Origin of the sequence: Nonomuraea sp. CA-141351 (assembly GCF_050944675.1) — a bacterium.
Classification (GTDB): domain Bacteria; phylum Actinomycetota; class Actinomycetes; order Streptosporangiales; family Streptosporangiaceae; genus Nonomuraea.
Genome location: NZ_CP191982.1, coordinates 3,589,888 through 3,606,627 on the forward strand (window position 1 = coordinate 3,589,888; position 16,740 = coordinate 3,606,627).

Annotated in this window: 15 protein-coding genes; 7 read left to right on the forward strand and 8 right to left on the reverse strand. The window is 69.4% G+C overall.

Going from position 1 to position 16,740, the window contains the following annotated elements; genetic code table 11:
• The first annotated feature begins 215 nt into the window (after positions 1-215).
• The 5 genes from ACQPWU_RS17030 to ACQPWU_RS17050 all read left to right on the forward strand — a co-directional run bounded on the left by ACQPWU_RS17030 (position 216) and on the right by ACQPWU_RS17050 (position 5,541).
• Positions 216-1,382 (forward strand): hypothetical protein, encoded by a 1,167-nt coding sequence (locus ACQPWU_RS17030; protein ID WP_433441079.1) that lies wholly within the window; start codon positions 216-218, stop codon positions 1,380-1,382.
• A gap of 124 nt (positions 1,383-1,506) precedes the next feature.
• Entirely contained in the window at positions 1,507-2,619 is a 1,113-nt protein-coding gene (locus ACQPWU_RS17035) for an anion permease (RefSeq protein WP_433441081.1), read from the forward strand.
• An 11-nt stretch (positions 2,620-2,630) separates the two neighbouring features.
• Entirely contained in the window at positions 2,631-2,864 is a 234-nt protein-coding gene (locus ACQPWU_RS17040) for a hypothetical protein (RefSeq protein ID WP_360710134.1), read from the forward strand.
• 54 nt (positions 2,865-2,918) lie between these two features.
• Positions 2,919-3,818, forward strand: coding sequence for a polyphosphate kinase 2 (gene ppk2, locus ACQPWU_RS17045; RefSeq protein ID WP_433441083.1), 900 nt, complete (start codon positions 2,919-2,921; stop codon positions 3,816-3,818).
• A 283-nt stretch (positions 3,819-4,101) separates the two neighbouring features.
• Entirely contained in the window at positions 4,102-5,541 is a 1,440-nt protein-coding gene (locus tag ACQPWU_RS17050) for a three-helix bundle dimerization domain-containing protein (protein WP_433441085.1), read from the forward strand.
• Positions 5,542-5,780: 239 nt separating this feature from the next.
• Here ACQPWU_RS17050 and ACQPWU_RS17055 read toward each other — a convergent pair whose 3' ends face one another.
• The 4 genes from ACQPWU_RS17055 to ACQPWU_RS17070 all read right to left on the reverse strand — a co-directional run bounded on the left by ACQPWU_RS17055 (position 5,781) and on the right by ACQPWU_RS17070 (position 11,687).
• Complete coding sequence (locus ACQPWU_RS17055; RefSeq protein ID WP_433441087.1) at positions 5,781-7,496, reverse strand: hypothetical protein; 1,716 nt, start codon at positions 7,494-7,496, stop codon at positions 5,781-5,783.
• A complete protein-coding gene (locus ACQPWU_RS17060) occupies positions 7,493-8,392 on the reverse strand; it encodes a protein phosphatase 2C domain-containing protein (RefSeq protein WP_433441089.1) in 900 nt (299 codons plus the stop codon). The genes ACQPWU_RS17055 and ACQPWU_RS17060 overlap by 4 nt, the downstream gene beginning before the upstream one ends.
• A 29-nt stretch (positions 8,393-8,421) precedes the next feature.
• On the reverse strand, positions 8,422-9,099 hold the full coding sequence (locus ACQPWU_RS17065) for a vWA domain-containing protein (protein ID WP_433441091.1): 678 nt from the start codon (positions 9,097-9,099) through the stop codon (positions 8,422-8,424).
• Positions 9,100-9,203: 104 nt separating this feature from the next.
• A complete protein-coding gene (locus ACQPWU_RS17070) occupies positions 9,204-11,687 on the reverse strand; it encodes a tetratricopeptide repeat protein (protein WP_433441093.1) in 2,484 nt (827 codons plus the stop codon).
• A 178-nt stretch (positions 11,688-11,865) separates the two neighbouring features.
• On the opposite strand from ACQPWU_RS17070, the gene ACQPWU_RS17075 reads away from it, so the two are divergent.
• Both ACQPWU_RS17075 and ACQPWU_RS17080 read left to right on the forward strand, forming a co-directional pair.
• The gene (locus tag ACQPWU_RS17075; RefSeq protein WP_433441095.1) at positions 11,866-12,321 is read left to right on the forward strand and encodes a carboxymuconolactone decarboxylase family protein; all 456 of its coding nucleotides are present in this window, start codon (positions 11,866-11,868) and stop codon (positions 12,319-12,321) included.
• 66 nt (positions 12,322-12,387) lie between these two features.
• Positions 12,388-12,852 carry an iron chaperone gene (locus ACQPWU_RS17080; protein ID WP_433441098.1) on the forward strand — a complete coding sequence of 155 codons (465 nt, stop codon included), beginning with the start codon at positions 12,388-12,390 and terminating at the stop codon, positions 12,850-12,852.
• Positions 12,853-13,173: 321 nt separating this feature from the next.
• Here ACQPWU_RS17080 and rraA read toward each other — a convergent pair whose 3' ends face one another.
• From rraA to ACQPWU_RS17100, 4 genes are all read right to left on the reverse strand, one after another.
• A complete protein-coding gene (gene rraA, locus ACQPWU_RS17085) occupies positions 13,174-13,644 on the reverse strand; it encodes a ribonuclease E activity regulator RraA (protein WP_433441100.1) in 471 nt (156 codons plus the stop codon).
• A 70-nt stretch (positions 13,645-13,714) separates the two neighbouring features.
• A complete protein-coding gene (locus ACQPWU_RS17090) occupies positions 13,715-15,202 on the reverse strand; it encodes a tripartite tricarboxylate transporter permease (protein WP_433441103.1) in 1,488 nt (495 codons plus the stop codon).
• Positions 15,202-15,708 carry a tripartite tricarboxylate transporter TctB family protein gene (locus tag ACQPWU_RS17095; protein ID WP_433441105.1) on the reverse strand — a complete coding sequence of 169 codons (507 nt, stop codon included), beginning with the start codon at positions 15,706-15,708 and terminating at the stop codon, positions 15,202-15,204. Before ACQPWU_RS17095 ends, ACQPWU_RS17090 begins: the two co-directional genes overlap by 1 nt.
• Positions 15,705-16,703, reverse strand: a complete 999-nt coding sequence (locus ACQPWU_RS17100; protein WP_433441107.1) for a Bug family tripartite tricarboxylate transporter substrate binding protein — start codon at positions 16,701-16,703, stop codon at positions 15,705-15,707. The genes ACQPWU_RS17095 and ACQPWU_RS17100 overlap by 4 nt, the downstream gene beginning before the upstream one ends.
• Positions 16,704-16,740 lie beyond the last annotated feature (37 nt).

Here is a 16,740-nt window from a genome sequence, read left to right on the forward strand (position 1 = left end):
GCTAATTCAGCATGAACCAGTCCATAATCCTCTTCGACCGGCGTCCGGCGATGACCACGCGCGGGACACGTCCTGCGGCCCGCAACGTCTGGACGGGTACGTGGCATCTCGCGGGGCACGGCGTGCTGCCGCGGTGATCCCGGTCGCGCTGGGAGTTCGCCAACCGTTCAGCTTAGGAAAGCGGCGGAGCCACGGGCGAGGGCCATGATGCGTATGTGCACGGATTCCGCGTTCCGGTTGCCATCGTGCTCGCGGCGGGCATCGCCCTCACCCCGGTCGCTCCGGGCGACGCCGCGGCCGCACCCGGCTGGCAGCTCAGTTTCCGTGGCGGGGCCGAGTCGTTCATCAACGATCTCGCCGCCACCGGACCGGCGGACGCCTGGTCCGCGGGCCGGCGCAGGACCAAGGAGGTCGATCCGAGCGACGGCTCGTACGTCACGGCCCCCTTGATCAGGCACTGGAACGGCAGGGCATGGACGCCGTTCCCGAACCCCGCCGGGCCCAGGGGATCGCTCTTGCGCCAGGTCTCCCTGATCGACGCCTCCTCCCCGGCCAACGTGTGGACCGCGGGCACGGCCGTGGTCGCGGGATCGGGCGATGCCGCCACTCGATCCGTGCTGTCACGCTGGGACGGCGAACGCTGGCGGCTCATGGGCTCTGGACGTACCACGATCACCGATCTGGACGTCCGGGACGGCGGCTCCGCCTGGATCGTGGGCCGCGACGACCGTACGGGGGGAGCGTTCTTCAAACGCTTCCGCGACGGCCGCTGGACGAGTCTGCCCGCTCCGGTGTCCCTGCGGGAGATCAGCGTACGCTCGTCCGGCGACATCTGGGGCTGGGGACCTGCCGCCGTCATGCGCTGGGACGGCAAGGCCTGGCATACCGTGTCGCTGCCCGCGATCGCGGCGCCCGCCGCGCCCGAGCCCGCGTACGGACCGGTGAGGGTCAGGTTCGACGCGGTCCTCGCCGCCGCGAACGGAGACGTCTGGGTCGCGGCCGGATTCCAGCAGGGCGACTGGTCGCAGCCGGGGACCGTGCTGCTGCGCCGGCACGGCGGAACGTGGGAACAGATCCGGTTGCCCGGCGACGTCGTCACGACCCTGTCCGATGACGGCTCGGGCGGCATCCACGCGGCCACTTCCCGGCAGACGATCACCGCGACACCTGACGGGCAGGACCCCTACGGCTACACCACCCTGTCCATCGATGCGCTGCGTTACACCGACGGCGTCCTGACCCGCCGGCCCATCACTCCGACGACGACCGGATTCCAATGGTCGGACCTCGTCGCCGTCCCAGGCACCGGCTCAGCACTGGCGGCCGGCTTCGGCTGGAGGCCGCCTCAGGGGGACGTCATCTTCCGCTACTGGGGCCCGTGATTTATTCGCATGGTGCCCCATGAGGGATATACCCCTACATGGGCGTCTTGTTATCCGATGTTTGCTGGGGGTTCACGGCCCGCGCCTAGCCTCCAGGTGACGTCGAGACGATGGGGCCATCCCTATGGAGCATGTGACGTTCGTGGTCGTCGTTGTGATCATCACGGCGCTGGCCTTCGACTTTACCAACGGCTTCCACGACACGGCCAACGCGATGGCCACCTCGATCGCAACCGGTGCGCTGCGGCCCAAGGTGGCCGTGGCGATCTCGGGCGTGCTGAACGTCGTGGGCGCGTTCCTGTCGGTGGAGGTCGCCAAGACGATCTCGGGCGGCATCGTGGACGATCATCTGGTGACGCCGCCGATGGTGTTCGCCGGCCTGATCGGCGCGATCTTGTGGAACCTGCTCACCTGGCTGCTGGGGCTGCCGTCCAGCTCCTCGCACGCCCTGTTCGGGGGACTGATCGGCGCCGTATGGGTGGGCGCGGGCATCCAGGGCGTGCACTTTGACACGGTGCTGCAGAAGGTGCTCATCCCGGCGGTCGCCTCGCCGCTGATCGCCGGGTTCGTCGCGATGACCGCCACGTACCTGGCGTACACGATCACCGCCAGGGCCCGGCACACGTCGGTGACGAGCACGTTCCGGTTCGGGCAGATCGTCTCCGCGTCACTGGTGTCGCTGGCGCACGGCACCAACGACGCGCAGAAGACCATGGGCGTCATCACGCTCACGCTGATCGCGTCCGGCGCGCTGGCCTCGGGCGCCAGCCCGCCGTTGTGGGTGATCGCCGCCGCGGGGCTGGCGATCGGGGCGGGGACGTATCTGGGCGGATGGCGGATCATCCGCACCATGGGCAAGGGCATCACCGAGATCGAGTCGCCGCAGGGTTTCGCCGCCGAGGCGAGTGCGACCACGGTCATCCTGGCCTCCTCGCATCTGGGGTTCGCGTTGTCGACCACGCAGGTGGTCTCTGGCGCGATCCTGGGCACCGGGCTGGGCCGCCGGCTGGCCAAGGTGCGCTGGAGTGTGGCCGGCCGGATGGCGCTGGCCTGGCTGTTCACCCTGCCCGCCGCCGCGGCGGTGGGCGCGGTCGTCGCGGTCGTGGCCACCACCAGCACCATGGGCCTCGCCATCGCCGCACTGGTGGCGATCGCCGCCGCCGCGGGACTTTACGCGGCCAGCCGCCGCCAACCCGTCCACGCGGGCAATGTCAACGAAGTCCCCGCCACCGTCTGAGAGGAACGCCGATGGACATCAAATGGGCCGCCCTGGGCCAGGTCTTCGTCGTCAGCCTGGCCGTCAGCGTGGTGGTCGTCCTGGTCTTCTCGCTCGGCGCGCTGGCTGTCGCCGCCCGGCAGTCCGCCCAGGAACAGGGGACCGGCAGCGGCGCCGGCGGGCTGGCCGCGGCCGTCCTGTGCTTCACCGCCTGCGCGGCGGTGGTCCTGTACGGCATTTACCTGATCGTCCCGCAGTTCCACTGACCGCCTGGCGGGTACGGGGTGGCGAGGCAACAAGAGAGAGGCGAGGCGGTTGACGTGGAGCAGGTCTCCCTTCTGGACGCGACCCCGGGCCTGCTGGTGGACGACAGCGACGACGACGATCCCGTACTGCTGCGCCCTGACGGGACCCGGGTCGACACCTGGCGCGAGCACTACCCCTACCCCGAACGCCTGAGCCGCCAGGAATACGACTACTTCAAGCGGCTGCTCCAGATCGAGCTGCTCAAGCTGCAGTACTGGGTGAAGGAGAACGGCGAGCGGCTGGTCATCCTGTTCGAGGGCCGCGACGCGGCGGGCAAGGGCGGCACGATCAAGCGTTTCATGGAGCACCTCAACCCCCGCGGTGCCACCGTGGTCGCGCTCGAGAAGCCCTCAGAACGCGAGCGCACCCAGTGGTACCTGCAGCGCTACATCGCCCACCTGCCCGCCGCCGGAGAGATCGTCCTGTTCGACCGCTCCTGGTACAACCGGGCCGGGGTCGAGCGCGTGATGGGCTTCTGCACGGAGGTCGAATGCCGCGAGTTCATGCTGCAGGCGCCGCAGTTCGAACGCGCCCTGGTACGCGACGGCATCCACCTCGTCAAGCTCTGGTTCTCGGTGACGCGCTCCGAACAGCGCACCCGCTTCATCATCCGCCAGGTCGACCCCGTCCGGCAGTGGAAGTTGTCCCCGATGGACCTGGCCTCGCTCAGCAAATGGGACGAGTACACCGCCGCCAAGGAGGACATGTTCCTCAACACCGACATCGTCGAGGCGCCCTGGACAGTCATCAAGAGCAACGACAAGAAACGTGGCCGGCTCGAGGCGATGCGCTATGTGCTGAGCCTGTTCGACTACGACAACAAGGACCACGAGGTGGTCGGCACCCCCGATCCGCTCATCGTCCGATCGGCCTCCGACATCTTCGACGAAGACCACACGGGGCCACCTGACTGATGCATGCAGGAGCGGCCCGCACCTGCTCGAGATGCGAATCATGTTCGCTGGTCATCTTCATGAACGAGCCCTGACGATCACGATTAATTTCGTCAACGAAATCCACCGCAAGGTGAACGACAAGTTATTGAGGCGCCCGGTCGCATTGGCGTCGCCTGCGATTTTAAATAAGTCATTGACTCGATTATCGACTCGGCCGAAAACCCCTATAAGGTTGGCGCGGCGCGTTCCGGCACGGCGGTGTGCCGCGCTACCTGACAAATGAGAAGCCGAGGAGATGCTGGTGAGTGTCGACACCCTCCGCGAGGAACAGGCGCTACGTCGAGCGACTGATCACCTGGTCCAGGTCTTTTCCGGCACTCACTCCGCCGAACATGTCGAGGGCACGGTGGAGACGATCCATCGCCGCTTCGACGGCCATCCCGTCAGGGACTTCGTCCCCATCCTGGTCGAACGCATGGTCCGCCGGGAACTGGCGGAGGCGAGTCCGGAAGCTGCCGCGGACCTTCGCCCGGAGGTCACGGCGGACACCCTTCCGGCGACGGCGGTGAAAACGCCATCGGATGACATCGGCGACCTCCCTGACACAGGTGGAAGTCACTCTCCGGAAGCCGCCCGGCCGGCGCGAATTCAGCTGCCGCGAGTCCGCGGTAAGGGATTTCTCGCGCTGGGCGTGGTCGCGGTTGCCGTGGTCGCCGCCGTGGTGGTCGTGAACACCGGGCAAGAGGAGATCCCGCCCCCGCCCCCGCTCACGACCGTGCGCGGTGTGATCGGCTCCGAGAAGAAGGCGTTCTTCGAGGATCCACGCGTGCAGAAGGCCCTGGCGGACAAGGGGGTGAAGGTCGAAGTCGATCCGGCGGGTTCACGCCAGATCGCCACCTCGATCGACCTCAGCCGGTACGACTTCGCGTTCCCGTCCAGCGCACCGGCGGGCGACCGGATCCAGCGCCAGCGTCACGTCAGTGCGAAATACACGCCGTTCTCCTCGCCGATGGCCATCGCGACGTTCCAGCCGATCGCGGACCTGCTGAGCAAGGCGGGCGTCGTGAAAAAGGGCCCCGTCCTGACCTTCAACGTCGACCGCTACCTCGAGCTGGCCACCACGGACGTACAGTGGGACCAGCTCACGGGCAACACCGTCTATCCGGTGCGCAAGAACATCCTGGTCTCCACGACGGACCCGCGCACCTCGAATTCCGCGGCCATGTACCTGGCCATCGCCGGCTATGTCGCGAATGGCGGCACGATCGTGCACGGCGCCGCCGCCGAAAAGAATGTGCTGCCCCTGGTGTCCCAGCTTTTCACCGGCCAGGGCTACACCGACAACACCTCCGAGGGCCCGTTCAAGGAATACCTCACGGTGGGCATGGGCCCGACACCGATGGTCTGGATCTACGAGGCGCAGTTCGTGGACGCCGCCACGCAAGGGCAGATCAAGCCGGGGATGGTACTGATGTACCCGTCACCGACCGTGCTGTCCGAACACACACTGGTGCCGCTCAACGCGTCCGGTGACCGCGTCGGACGCCTGCTGAGCACCGACCCGGAGTTGCAGAGGCTCGCTGCCGAGCACGGGTTCCGCTCCGGTGATGCCGCCCAGTTCGCCAAGGTCGCCGCAGATCACGACGTGCACGTCGCGACGGATCTCATCGATGTGGTCGAGACCCCTTCCTATGACACTCTTGAGCACCTGCTCGACGGAGTCGCCAAATCGTACGGGTAACGATCCTTGGTCGTGGGTTCTGGACGTTCGGATCCTGTCGGCAGCGCGTTGGCCGTGGGCGGTCAGGACGCGAGTGCGCGGATGGCCCCTGACGGCGTCTACCTCATGGGATTCGCCGCCGCGGGTGCCCTTCGAAACCCCGTGGCTGACGATCGCGGCCGTGGTCGAAGGGCAGCCCGTCCTCGGCGGACTGGGAGGCGTCGCCGGGCCGCGGAACACGCGGAGCCGCGTGACAGATGTCAGTCTCCGTCGTGATAGACCATGGGCCCGACCGCGTTGAACGCCGCCTTGGAGGCATCTTTGAGCCACGGTCTCGCACTGGTGGCAGTGGCGCGATTCGTGTAGATGGCCATGGTATGGATCAGATAGCGGTGGGTGTATCCACTCCACCCGTACGTCTGTGCGTTGTTCCAGCTGCCCGAGTCACAGAGGCCGGCTCCTGGGCCCTTTCTGGGACACACGATGCCCCAGGCATCCGCATAGGCGTCGTCGAGCCTTGAGTACGCGGTGTCGGCCCTGTCCGAATTCTTCAGCGGAACGACCCACACGGACACCATGATCCGCCTGCCCGCCGACGCGTTCGGGTTGACATAGGCACCCGTGATCATCTTGGTGCAGCTTGCTTTACGGAGGGCCGTGCGGATATTGCCGCCGTGGTACGTGTCCGGGCACTTGTCCACCCCACTCGCCTTGAGGTTGTAGCGCACACCCTTGGCGGTCGTGAAGGAGTCCGGGAGTAGCGCCCCCACTGTGAACGGGGTCGTGTCGGTGTCCTTGTCGTCGAGGTCGGCGGGGCTGAACGGCTCCTCGGTCGGCTCTTCCGAAGTCGGCTCCTCCGAGGGCGACGGGTCAGGGGAGTAGGTGTAGGAGGGCTGAGCAAGGGAGTACGACGGAGTGCTGGAGGAGGCCACGTTCGAGCTTTCCTCGTTCGAGCCCTGGGCCGCGGCGTTCACGGCCACCGCGGCGAACACCAGACCGATCACACCCGCGGCGACACCGAGGCCCACCTTCGCCGACCGCGCGGGGTTGGGGCCGGTTTGTGGTGGTAATGAGGGGGCGGGGGAAGGCGGAGGGCCGGGAGGAGGGGGCGGTACGACGGTGGGCGTGGTGGAGGCCGACGGTGCGGCCCGCCTCAGCTCCGCGGCCCACTGCGCGGGAACGGGCCGGTTGGGCGGGGGCTGGTGGAGCCCTGCCGCCGCGAGGTCGGCCAGTGCGGGGCTGACGGCGGCCAGCCGGCCGGGGTCGGTGGAGGCCTGGTCGCGGGCGAAGAGGCGGATGGCAAGCAGCGCGAACTTGTAGGCGTCGCTCTGCGGCGTGCCCTTCTGCTCGTCGGCGGGGATCTGCCAGTCGGGCGTCTCCACCTGAGGCAGGGCCTCCACTCCGGCCAGCCGCATCGCGTCGCAGTCGATGAGGAAGCACTCCGGAGACGCCTCCGTGGCGAACAGCAGGTTCTTGGGCGACAGGTCGCCCACGACGATGTCCATCGAGTGCAGGCGGGCGAGCGTGTCGGCGAGATCGGCCAGCAGCAGCAGGCGGTCGCGTTCGCTGACCCGCAGGCCGATCTGGCCGACGTACGCGTCGTCGTTGAGCAGGAACTCCAGCGTCGTCAGTTTCCGTGTGGTGCCCGACAGGGTCCGCAGGTCGAAGGAGAACCTGTGGGGCACAGACCGCATCAGGAAGCCGGTGACGGCACCACCCGCCTCCACGAGCCCGGCGGGCCAGGCCGTCCTGTCGCACAACCACGCCGCGTCCCACCCCGGGAGCCGGCCGATCAAGTCCGTCATCGCGGTGAGGGCGGCGACGTCGAGGTTGCGCAGGACGTCGGGATCGTACTCCTTGTAGGCGACGTCCCACTGGCCGTTGATCTTGCGGTCGAGTACCTCATGGACCGTCCCCTGGCCACCTTGGCCGAGGCGCCGTCCGAGAGTGAGAGTGGCGCGGTCCGTCCGGCTCATCGGGTCTCGCTCCGCGGCCAGAGGGCCAGCAAGGTCCTGTCGTCGTCGAACGTCTCCCGGGAGAAGTCGAGCAGGTGGGCCAGCCACAGAGGCGACGGCGGCGCGGCCAGGTGCTCGGCGAACAGCGCGCCGACCTGGCCGTCGCCGTCGCCGAGCGGATCGCCGAAACCGTCGGTCCCCACCAGCAGGACCTGTCCGGGCACCAGCTTCCCGAACCACTGCTCCAGCTTCCGCGGCACCCTGGGGAGGGCCGTGACCGAGGTGGCGACCACGTCCCCCTCGATCTTCGCGCCGAACAGGGGATGGAAGCGGGGCCGGGTCAGGTCGAGCACCCAGGCGCCTGAGTCACCGACCCGGAACAGAGAGATCTCGATGCCTTCCGCGCGGGGGCGAGCCGTACCCGCCACGAGAGTGGTGGCGACAAGCTCCTCCACCTGGGCCAGGTCCGGCTCCTGCTGCAACATCGCCGCCGCCTGCCGGTGCAGCGTTTCGACCGCGTACCGGACGACCGCGGGGAAGTCGTGGCCTGGACGGCCCTCGTCGAGCTGCGCGTGGATGGCCCAGACCGCTGCCCAGCAGGCCTCGGGCGCTCCGACCGCCGAGGCGGTGGCACTGGACAGCCCGTCGGCCACGGCGAACACCACGGTGCCCGTCCCCTCGTGGACCACAGCACAGGTGGCGTCCTGCCGGGGCTGGCGGTAGTAACGGTGCCGTTCTCCCCGCAGGGAAGCCGATCGGAGCGTCACCTCCGCGGTGGACCACCCGTCACATTCGAAGTCGGGACACGTGCCTCCCACCAGGCGCGGGGGTGTCGGCTCGAACTCCAGGCCGGGAATGTCGATGACGACACGTTGCCACGCCTGGGTCCGATCGGCCTGCCGCCGTACGTGCTGCACCTATACGACCTCCTGAGCTCGCGCCGGCGTCAGACCTCGTCGATCGCCAGCCGGAACTGGTCCGGCCGGTTGACGACGAGCTGCGGGTTGCCGTCGGCCATGGCCCGGCCGGACGCGACCAGGCTCGCCGTCAGCGCGTGGAAGAACTCCGCGATCGCCCTGCCGATGTCGGCGCTGGGCAGCGCGACGAAGGCGAACTCCTGGCGGGTCGCCACCTGCAGCATCGTGTCGGCCCGCGCCGAGCCGATCCCGCAGGCGATGATGTTGGGCGCGAACGGCGACGCGTTCCGGTCGACGAGCGTCCGGTGCGGGCCGTGCCAGTGCCGGCCATCCGTGGGCTGGCCGTCGCTCAGGAAGAACACCACCGGGCGGTGCACCTTGTAGCCGTCGTTCTTGAGCATCTGCACGTCATAGGGGATGCGCTGCAGCAGGTCGGCGAAGGCCGCGCCGTAGTTCGTCGCCCCGCGGACCGCGAGCTGCGGCAGCCTCTCGACCATCCGCATGTCGCTCAGCCCCTGCCGCTGCTGCACGTCGTCGGAGAACCCGAGGATCGCGAGCCGCACCTTCGCAGCGATCATCGGTTCCGCACGTAACCCGTTGCACAGCGCCGCCAGCCCCCCAGACAGATCCTGGTAGTACGGGCCCATCGACGCCGACTCGTCCGCCGCCACATAGGCGGGCAGCAGCACTCCTCTCGTCTCGGCCATCGCGCACCTACCGCCCCTTCGACCCTGGCTCTTGTCAAGGAGACCCTAGCGTCCCTATTTTGAAGATCAAAGGCATGGAAACCAGGATTTGTCGGCCGATCACGTCAGGCCCCTGGTCTGAGCTCCTCCAGGATGGCCTGCCCCGCCGCGCGGTGTTCGGCGGCCGCGGGCGGGTCCGTCTCGTCGAGGACGGCGGCGATCCCCTCGTGGGCCAGCGCCTCCGCGTACCGGTATCCCAGTTTCGGGGCCAGCTCCAGCGCTTGCCGGTGCAGCCGCAGGGCCTCCTCGGGCAGGCCCGCCAGCCGGCAGGTCTCGGCGTAGCCGTTGAGGAAATGGATCTTCCAGTGTTCCTCGAACAGCTCGTCCAGCAGCGCGAACGCCTGCCGATGGCTGGCGAGCGCCTCCTCGTACCGGCCCATCTGCCGCAGCGCGACGCCCAGGCAGTTGAGGCACCACGCCTCGTTGTGCTTGTGTCCGTCCTCGCGGGCCAGCGCCAGCGCCTGATGCAGGTGCTCGGCGGCCTCGTCGGGTTTCTCGTGGGCGATGGCCACGCCGAGGGTGATCCGGGCCGTCAGCCTGGGCGGCCATGCGGGGTCGGTGTGCGGGATTTCCAGCGCCTCGAGGGCCAGCCGGGTCGCCTCCTCGCGGTGTCCCAGCTGCAGCATCCCCCAGGCCTCGCACGCGGTCGCATGAGCCGTGCCCATCGGGTGGTCGGCGTCCGCGTACAGTTTCCCCGCCTGCCGGAAGAGTTCGAGCGGCTCCTCGACATAGCCCTCGTCCCACCTCAGGTAGGCGCGGCGCATGGTCAGTTCGGCCTCCGACCAGGCGTCCCCTGTCTGGGACACCAGCGGTGCCGCCGCCTCGTAGGCGGCGCCGGCCTCCGCCATCCGGCCCGCGTTGTACCGGGCGAAGCCCAGGTCGCTGTGCGCCTCGGCCAGCTGCAGCGGATCGCCCAGGCGCTGCGCGGCGACCAGCGACCGCTCGAACAGGACGTTGAGGTGCGTCGTGCCGCAGCGCCGCGCGAAGAACGCCCGCATGAAGCGGGGCAGCTCGCACACGTGCACGTCGGCTCCGGCCGCGACCGCCGCCTCGAAGACGGCCATCAGATTGGTGTACTCGGTGACGAACCAGTAGAGGGCCGCGTGCTTGTGGGTGAACTGCGGCAGCTCACCCGGAGGCCGGCCCGCGGAGACCGCCCGGCCGGGTGACAGGTACGACATCGCGGCGTCGGCGGCGGCCGCCGCGTGCACGTAGTAGTCGAGCACCCGGCCCAGCGCCTGCTCAAGCTCCGCCGGTGAGTCCTGCTCGGTGGCGGCCCGGCGCGCGTGCTGGTGCACCAGGTCGTGCAGCCGGTAGCGGCCCGCCGCCGGCTGCTGGACGAGGTGCGCGTCGAGCAGGTCCTCCAGCATCGCCCGGGCGCTGCGCAGCGGTATGTCCGCCAGCGCCGCCGCCACGTACTCGTCGAAGGTCGAGCCGGGCAGCAGGCCCAGCAACCGGAAGAAGCGGCGCTGGGCCCGGTCCAGTTGCCGTACGGACATGGCGAACGCCGTGTCGAACTCGGTGGCGCCCTCCGCCATCCGCTCGACGAGGATGCCCACGGTCCAGCCCGGCCGGTGCCGCAGCCGGGCCGCGGCCAGCCGCAGGGCCAGCGGCAGATGGCCGCACAGCCGCAGCACCTCGGCCGCGGACTCCGGGTCTCGGGCCAGCCGGCTGTCGGGGCCGCTGGGGTCGCCGCTGGCACGGGCCAGCAGCTCGGCGCTCTCCTGCGGGGTCAGCACGTCCAGCGACACCGGGGGCACCTCGTCCAGGCCCAGCAGCCGGTTGCGGCTGGTGATCAGGGCCACGGAGGGGCCGGCGCCGGGCAGCAGCGGGCGGACCTGGTCGGCGTCGACGGCGTTGTCGAGGACCACGACGGCCCGCCGGTGGGCGAGTTCGGACCGCCAGCAGGCGGCCAGCGGCTCGATGCCACCCTCCTGCGGAATCTTTTCTGACGGGACGTCGAGCGCGGCGAGCAAGGCCCGCAGCGCGGGGTCGGGATCGAGCGGTTCCCGCCCGGCGGTGAACCCGTGCAGGTCCAGATAGAGCTGGGCGTCGGGGTAGTCGGCGGTGAGCCGGTGCGCGGCGTGCACCGCCAGGCAGGTCTTGCCGACGCCCGCCATGCCGTCGATGGCGACCACCCGGCTGCTGTCCGCCGCGGCGAGCACGGCGGCGAGCTGGGCTTCGCGTCCGGTGAAGTCGGGCACGTCGCGCGGCAGATCGTTGCGGGGCGGGCGCGGAGCCCCTGCGGGTGGCGACGGGGGCTGGACCTGACGGCTGGTCTTCGGGGGCGCCGGCAGGGGGTTGGAGGCCCGTTCCCACAGGGGGCGCAGCGGGCGCGGGTCGCGCTTGAGCAGGCGGCAGAGCGCGACCACCGCCGGCCAGGGCGGCACCGTCTGGCCGCTGAGGTAGCGCGACAGCGATGACGAGCTGAGGCCCACGTCCCGGGCCAGGGCCCGCACTCCGCGCTCCGACAGCTCCTGGAGCAGGCGCAAGCGGGCGGCCAGCTCGTCCTTCGGGTCGGCCTTTGCCGCCCGCTGTTGCACAACCACCGTTCCCCTGTCTCCTTGTCCCACACCGGCGGAAACTTCCCGGGGGCAGTCGCCGCTGGTCAGGGCCGTTTCAGCTGTCCCAGGGTGTCCCATCGCCGTCGTCATCGTAGCTCTCTCCGGCTGTTATGGAGTCACGCCCCCGAGGGAACGGGGCGCTGACCTGAAGAGGAGAAACCCCATGCAGTCTCGTATGCAGAACCCCGCCGTCATCCTGTCCGGCGCGATGCAGCCCATCCAGGAGATCTTCAAGGCCGTGCACTCCGGTGGGGTGGAGGGGCAGACGCTGGAGCTGGTGCACCTGCGGGTCAGCCAGATCAACGGCTGCAGCGCCTGCGTGGACGGCGGCGTCAAGACGGCGCGCAAGGCCGGAGTGAGCGAGGAGAAGCTGGCCACGGTCGCCGCCTGGCGGGAGACCCCGTACTTCACCGATGAGGAGCGGGCGGCGCTCGCGCTGGCCGAGGCCGCCACCCGGCTGGCCGACCGCGCCGACGCGGTCAACGACGAGGTCTGGGACACCGCCGCCACCTACTTCGACGAGAAGCAGCTGGCCGCGATCGTCCTGATGATCGGCGTCACCAACATGTTCAACCGGCTCAACGCCACCACCCGGCAGATCGCCGGCGCATGGGGGTAAGGCGTACCGGCGCCTTTTGCAAGACGGTTGTCCCAACCAAGGTTCGCAAACAAGGAGAATTCCACCATGAACAGAACGCAGAGCACGACCGCAGCCGACAAGAAGTTCGACGGGTTCACCGACGAAGAACGAGCCGCGATGAAGGAGCACGCCCAGGAGCTGAAGACGGCCGCGCGCCGCGGCTCGGCTGCGGCCAAGGCCGACGGGGAGCGCGACGTGCTCACGAAGATCGCCGAGATGGCGGAAGCGGACCGGGTCCTCGCCGAGCGGATCCATGCCGTCATCAAGGCCAGCGCGCCGGCCCTGTCGCCGAAACTCTGGTACGGGATGCCCGCCTACGCCAAGGACGGCAAGATCGTCTGCTTCTTCCAGCCCGCGCTGAAGTTCAAGGCGAGGTACGCGACCCTCGGCTTCAACGACCCGGCGAACCTCGACGACGGCACCATGTGGCCGACCGCCTTCGCGCTGACGGAGTTGACCGCCGACGACGAGGCGAGGATCAGCGCACTCGTGAAGCAAGCGGCAAGCTGAGGCCTCCACTTGCCGTCTCGAGTGAACGGCGTCACGGCACGCGCGCGGTCGCGGACGGGCAGATCTCCCGATACGGGAGCGCGGCAACGAAGCCGGCCCACTCCTGGGCCGTCAGCGACCGGCCGGCCTTGGCGCAGACCGCCGCGGCCACGGCCGGCGCCGCCGCGCTCAGCGTTTCTCGCCGTGACCGGTTCGCCCGCTCATGTCGCCACAACGCCGGTGACGTTCCAGGGGTTCACCCTCCAGCCCCCGCCCAGTGGCACCTCAAGAAGAGGGCGTCGGCCGGCCCGGCGAGGTGGCCAGTGGTTCGGTTGGCAAGCCTCAGGTGCGGCTCACGAGGATGCCGTCGTCGTCGCTGAACAGCTCGGCTCCAGGGTGGAAGGTGACACCGCCGAAGGCGACCGGGACGTCACGTTCGCCGGTGCCCGCCTTGCCGCTCTTGCGGGGGTTGGAGCCCAGGGCTTTGATGCCCAGGTCCAGCCGGCGCAGGGCGGCGACGTCGCGTACGGCGCCGTTGATGACCACGCCTGCCCAGCCGCCGGCGACGGCCAGGCCGGCGATGAGGTCGCCCATGAGGGCGGTGCGCAGTGACCCGCCACCGTCCACCACCAGGACGCGTCCCTCGCCGGGCTCGCCCAGGACGGACTTGAGCAGCACGTTGTCCTCATGGCAGCGGACGGTGACGACGGTGCCGGCGAAGGCTCGGCGGCCGCCGTACTGGGAGAGCTGGAGGTCGCAGGAGTCGAGCTGGTCGCCCCGCTCGTCGTACAGGTCTGCGGTGATGATGGTCATGGTGCGGCCTTTCTGCGGGACGTCGTCACGACCGTACAGGCGATCAGTCGTCGGGGCCCTCCACCCCCCGCTACGGGGATTGCCTCCGGACGAGAAGCTTGATCAATGGCCAGGTCAGCAGGATGAGGACGACGGCGTAGATGACGTAGGAGACGGGCCCGCCGAGCAGGCCCGACAGGTCTCCGCCGGACAGTTGCAGGGAGCGGCGGCCTTGGAGCTCGGCGCGCGGGCCGAGGATGACGCCGACGATGAGCGGCAGGACCGGCAGCCCGAAGCGGCGCATGCCGAAGCCGAGCAGTCCGAGCAGGAGCAGCAGGATCAGGTCGAACGGCTGGGCGTTGACGGCGTAGGCACCCATGGAGGCGAAGAACAGGATGCCCGCGTACAGGTAGGGGCGGGGGATGCGCAGCAGCCGGGCCCAGGCGGGGGCGAGAGGCAGGTTGAGGATGAGCAGGAGCAGGTTGCCCACGAACAGGCTGGCGATCAGCGTCCAGACCAGGGTCGGCTGACGTTCGAACAGCAGTGGGCCGGGCTGGATGCCATAGGACTCGAAGGCGGCGAGCATGACCGCGGACGTGGCCGTGGTGGGCAAGCCGATGGCCAGCATCGGCACCAGGGTGCCCGCCGCGGAGGCGTTGTTGGCGGCCTCCGGCCCCGCGACGCCTTCGATGGCGCCGTTGCCGAACTCCTCCGGCCGCTTGGCCAGCCGCTTCTCGGTGGCGTACGACAGGAAGGTGGGGATCTCGGCGCCGCCGGCGGGCAGGGCGCCGAAGGGGAAGCCGAGGGCGGTGCCGCGCAGCCAGGGTTTCCATGATCGCCGCCAGTCCTCGGCGCCCATCCACGTCCGTCCGACCGGTACGACGGGCGCGGCCTTGCGGCGCAGGTGGGCGGCCGCCCACAGCGCCTCGCCGACGGCGAAGATGCCGACGGCGACGACGACCACGTCGATGCCGTCCGCGAGTTGCGGGATGCCCAGCGTGAGTCGCTGCCGGCCGGTGACCGCGTCGATGCCGATCGTGCCGATGACCAGCCCGATCAGCAAGGACGCGAAACCGCGGACCCGCGAGCTGCCCAGCGTGGCCGAGACGGCGACGAAGGCCAGCAGCATGATGGCGAAGTAGTCGGGCGCGCCGAGGCTGATGGCGAAGCTGACCACGAAGGGCGTGACGAGCACGAGCGCCAGGGTCGCGATCGTGCCGGCGACGAACGAGCCGATCGCGGCGGTCGCCAGGGCCTGGGCGGCCCGCCCGGCCTTGGCCATCTTGCTGCCTTCGATGGAGGTGATGACCGAGGAGGACTCGCCGGGGGTGTTGAGCAGGATGGAGGTCGTGGAGCCGCCGTACATGCCGCCGTAGTAGATGCCGGCGAACAGGATGAAGGCCTGGGTGGGGTCCATGCCGTACGTGATCGGCAGCAGGAGTGCCACGGTCATGGCCGGGCCGATGCCGGGCAGCACGCCGACGGCGGTCCCGGCGATCACGCCGATGAGGGCGACCAGGAGGTTACCCGGGGACACGACGTTCGCGAAGCCGTCGAGCAGGAGGTTCAGGTTGTCCATTACAGGATTCCTTGCAGCACGCCGGCCGGGAGGTTGACGCCGAGGCCGATCGCGAACGCGTAGAAGGTGATCAACGCCAGCGCGACGGCGATCAGCAGGCCGCGCACGTGGTGCCGGTTACCGAGGGCGAAGGCCGATCCCCAGAACAGGACCGTCCCGCTGATGACCCAGCCCAGCCAGTCGATCAGCGCCGCGTTGAGCAGGAAGGCGCCGATCAGCAGCAGCACTGTGCGCCAGTCGACGCGGGTGGTGAGGTCGACGTCCTCACCGGCCTCCGGCTCGCCCCGGCCGCCGCGGGCGACGTCGATGCCGTACGCGACGGCGACGGCGAGCAGGCAGGCGCCCAGGAGCATGGGGACGGGGCGGGGCCCGATGGGGTCGTTGCTGCTGGTCAGATGGGTGATCTGCAGAGCGTCGGCGATCACCAGGACGCCTGTCAGGGCGAGGGCCGCGCACACGCCGTACTGTGCGCGGTCCTTCACCGGCGCCGATGTGTCCAGGCTCATGCCAGCCCGAGTTCGGAGAGGATCGCGGCGACGCTCTTGTCCTGCTCGGCGAGGTAGGCGGTGAACTGGTCGCCGGTGAGGAAGGAGTCGGTCCAGCCGCGCTTGGTCAGCTCGGCCTTCCACTCCTGCGAGTCGTGCATCCGGGTGACGGCGTCGATCCACGTCTTCTTGTCCGCGTCACTGATCCCAGGTGGCGCCACGATGCCGCGCCAGTTGCTGAAGACCAGGTCGATGCCGGACGCCTTGAGCGTGGGGACGTCCTTGACCACCTCGATGGGCTCGGCGCTGGTCACCGCGAGGATGCGTACCGTGCCCGCCTCGACCTGGTCGAGGAACTCGCCGTAGCCGCTCGCCCCGAAGGCGATCTTGTTGCCGAGGAGTGCCGGCAGCAGCTCGCCGCCGCCGGCGTAGGCGACGAAGTTCACCTGCTTGGGGTCGATCCCGACGGCCTTGGCCAGCTGCATCGGCAGCAGGTGGTCAGGCCCGCCGGGGGAGGAGCCGCCGCCGACCGTGACCTTCTTCGGGTCCTTCTTCCACGCCTCCACCAGGTCGTTGATCGTCTGGTACGGCGAGTCCTTCGACACCACGATCGCGCCCGCCTCCTCGATGAGCTTGGCGATCGGCGTGGTCTGCGTCAGCGTCGCCTCGGACTTGGAGGCGTAGGAGGCGCCGGCGACGCCCAGGCCCATCAGCATGGCCAGCTTGCCGTTGCCCTTCTCGTTGATCGTGCGCTGCAGGCCGACCGTGCCTCCTGCGCCGGGCAGGTTGAACACCTGGACGCCTGAGGCGATCTTCGTGTCCTCCATGACCTTGGCGGCGGTCCTCGCGGTGGTGTCGTAGCCGCCGCCGGGGGTGTTGGGCACCATGATGCGCAGCCCGCTGACGGGCTCGCCGGCCGCGCCCGTGCCGGGCTGCTTGGCCGCGGTCGCCCCGCAGGCGCTGAGCGCGAGCATCGACAGCGCCGCCAGAGCGCCGAGGAAGGTCCGATTTCTCACAATGGTCTCTTTCGCGTTGAGAAGTGCAGCGCCATGA

What these genes read in the sequence shown, in the direction of transcription:
- ACQPWU_RS17090 (WP_433441103.1), bottom strand. Translation starts at nt 15,202, where the DNA reads ATGGACAACCTGAACCTCCTGCTCGACGGCTTCGCGAACGTCGTGTCC.
- ACQPWU_RS17095 (WP_433441105.1), bottom strand. Translation starts at nt 15,708, where the DNA reads ATGAGCCTGGACACATCGGCGCCGGTGAAGGACCGCGCACAGTACGGC.
- ACQPWU_RS17055 (WP_433441087.1), bottom strand. Translation starts at nt 7,496, where the DNA reads ATGAGCCGGACGGACCGCGCCACTCTCACTCTCGGACGGCGCCTCGGC.
- ACQPWU_RS17040 (WP_360710134.1), top strand. Translation starts at nt 2,631, where the DNA reads ATGGACATCAAATGGGCCGCCCTGGGCCAGGTCTTCGTCGTCAGCCTG.
- rraA (WP_433441100.1), bottom strand. Translation starts at nt 13,644, where the DNA reads ATGACCATCATCACCGCAGACCTGTACGACGAGCGGGGCGACCAGCTC.
- ACQPWU_RS17075 (WP_433441095.1), top strand. Translation starts at nt 11,866, where the DNA reads ATGCAGTCTCGTATGCAGAACCCCGCCGTCATCCTGTCCGGCGCGATG.
- ACQPWU_RS17080 (WP_433441098.1), top strand. Translation starts at nt 12,388, where the DNA reads ATGAACAGAACGCAGAGCACGACCGCAGCCGACAAGAAGTTCGACGGG.
- ACQPWU_RS17035 (WP_433441081.1), top strand. Translation starts at nt 1,507, where the DNA reads ATGGAGCATGTGACGTTCGTGGTCGTCGTTGTGATCATCACGGCGCTG.
- ACQPWU_RS17065 (WP_433441091.1), bottom strand. Translation starts at nt 9,099, where the DNA reads ATGGCCGAGACGAGAGGAGTGCTGCTGCCCGCCTATGTGGCGGCGGAC.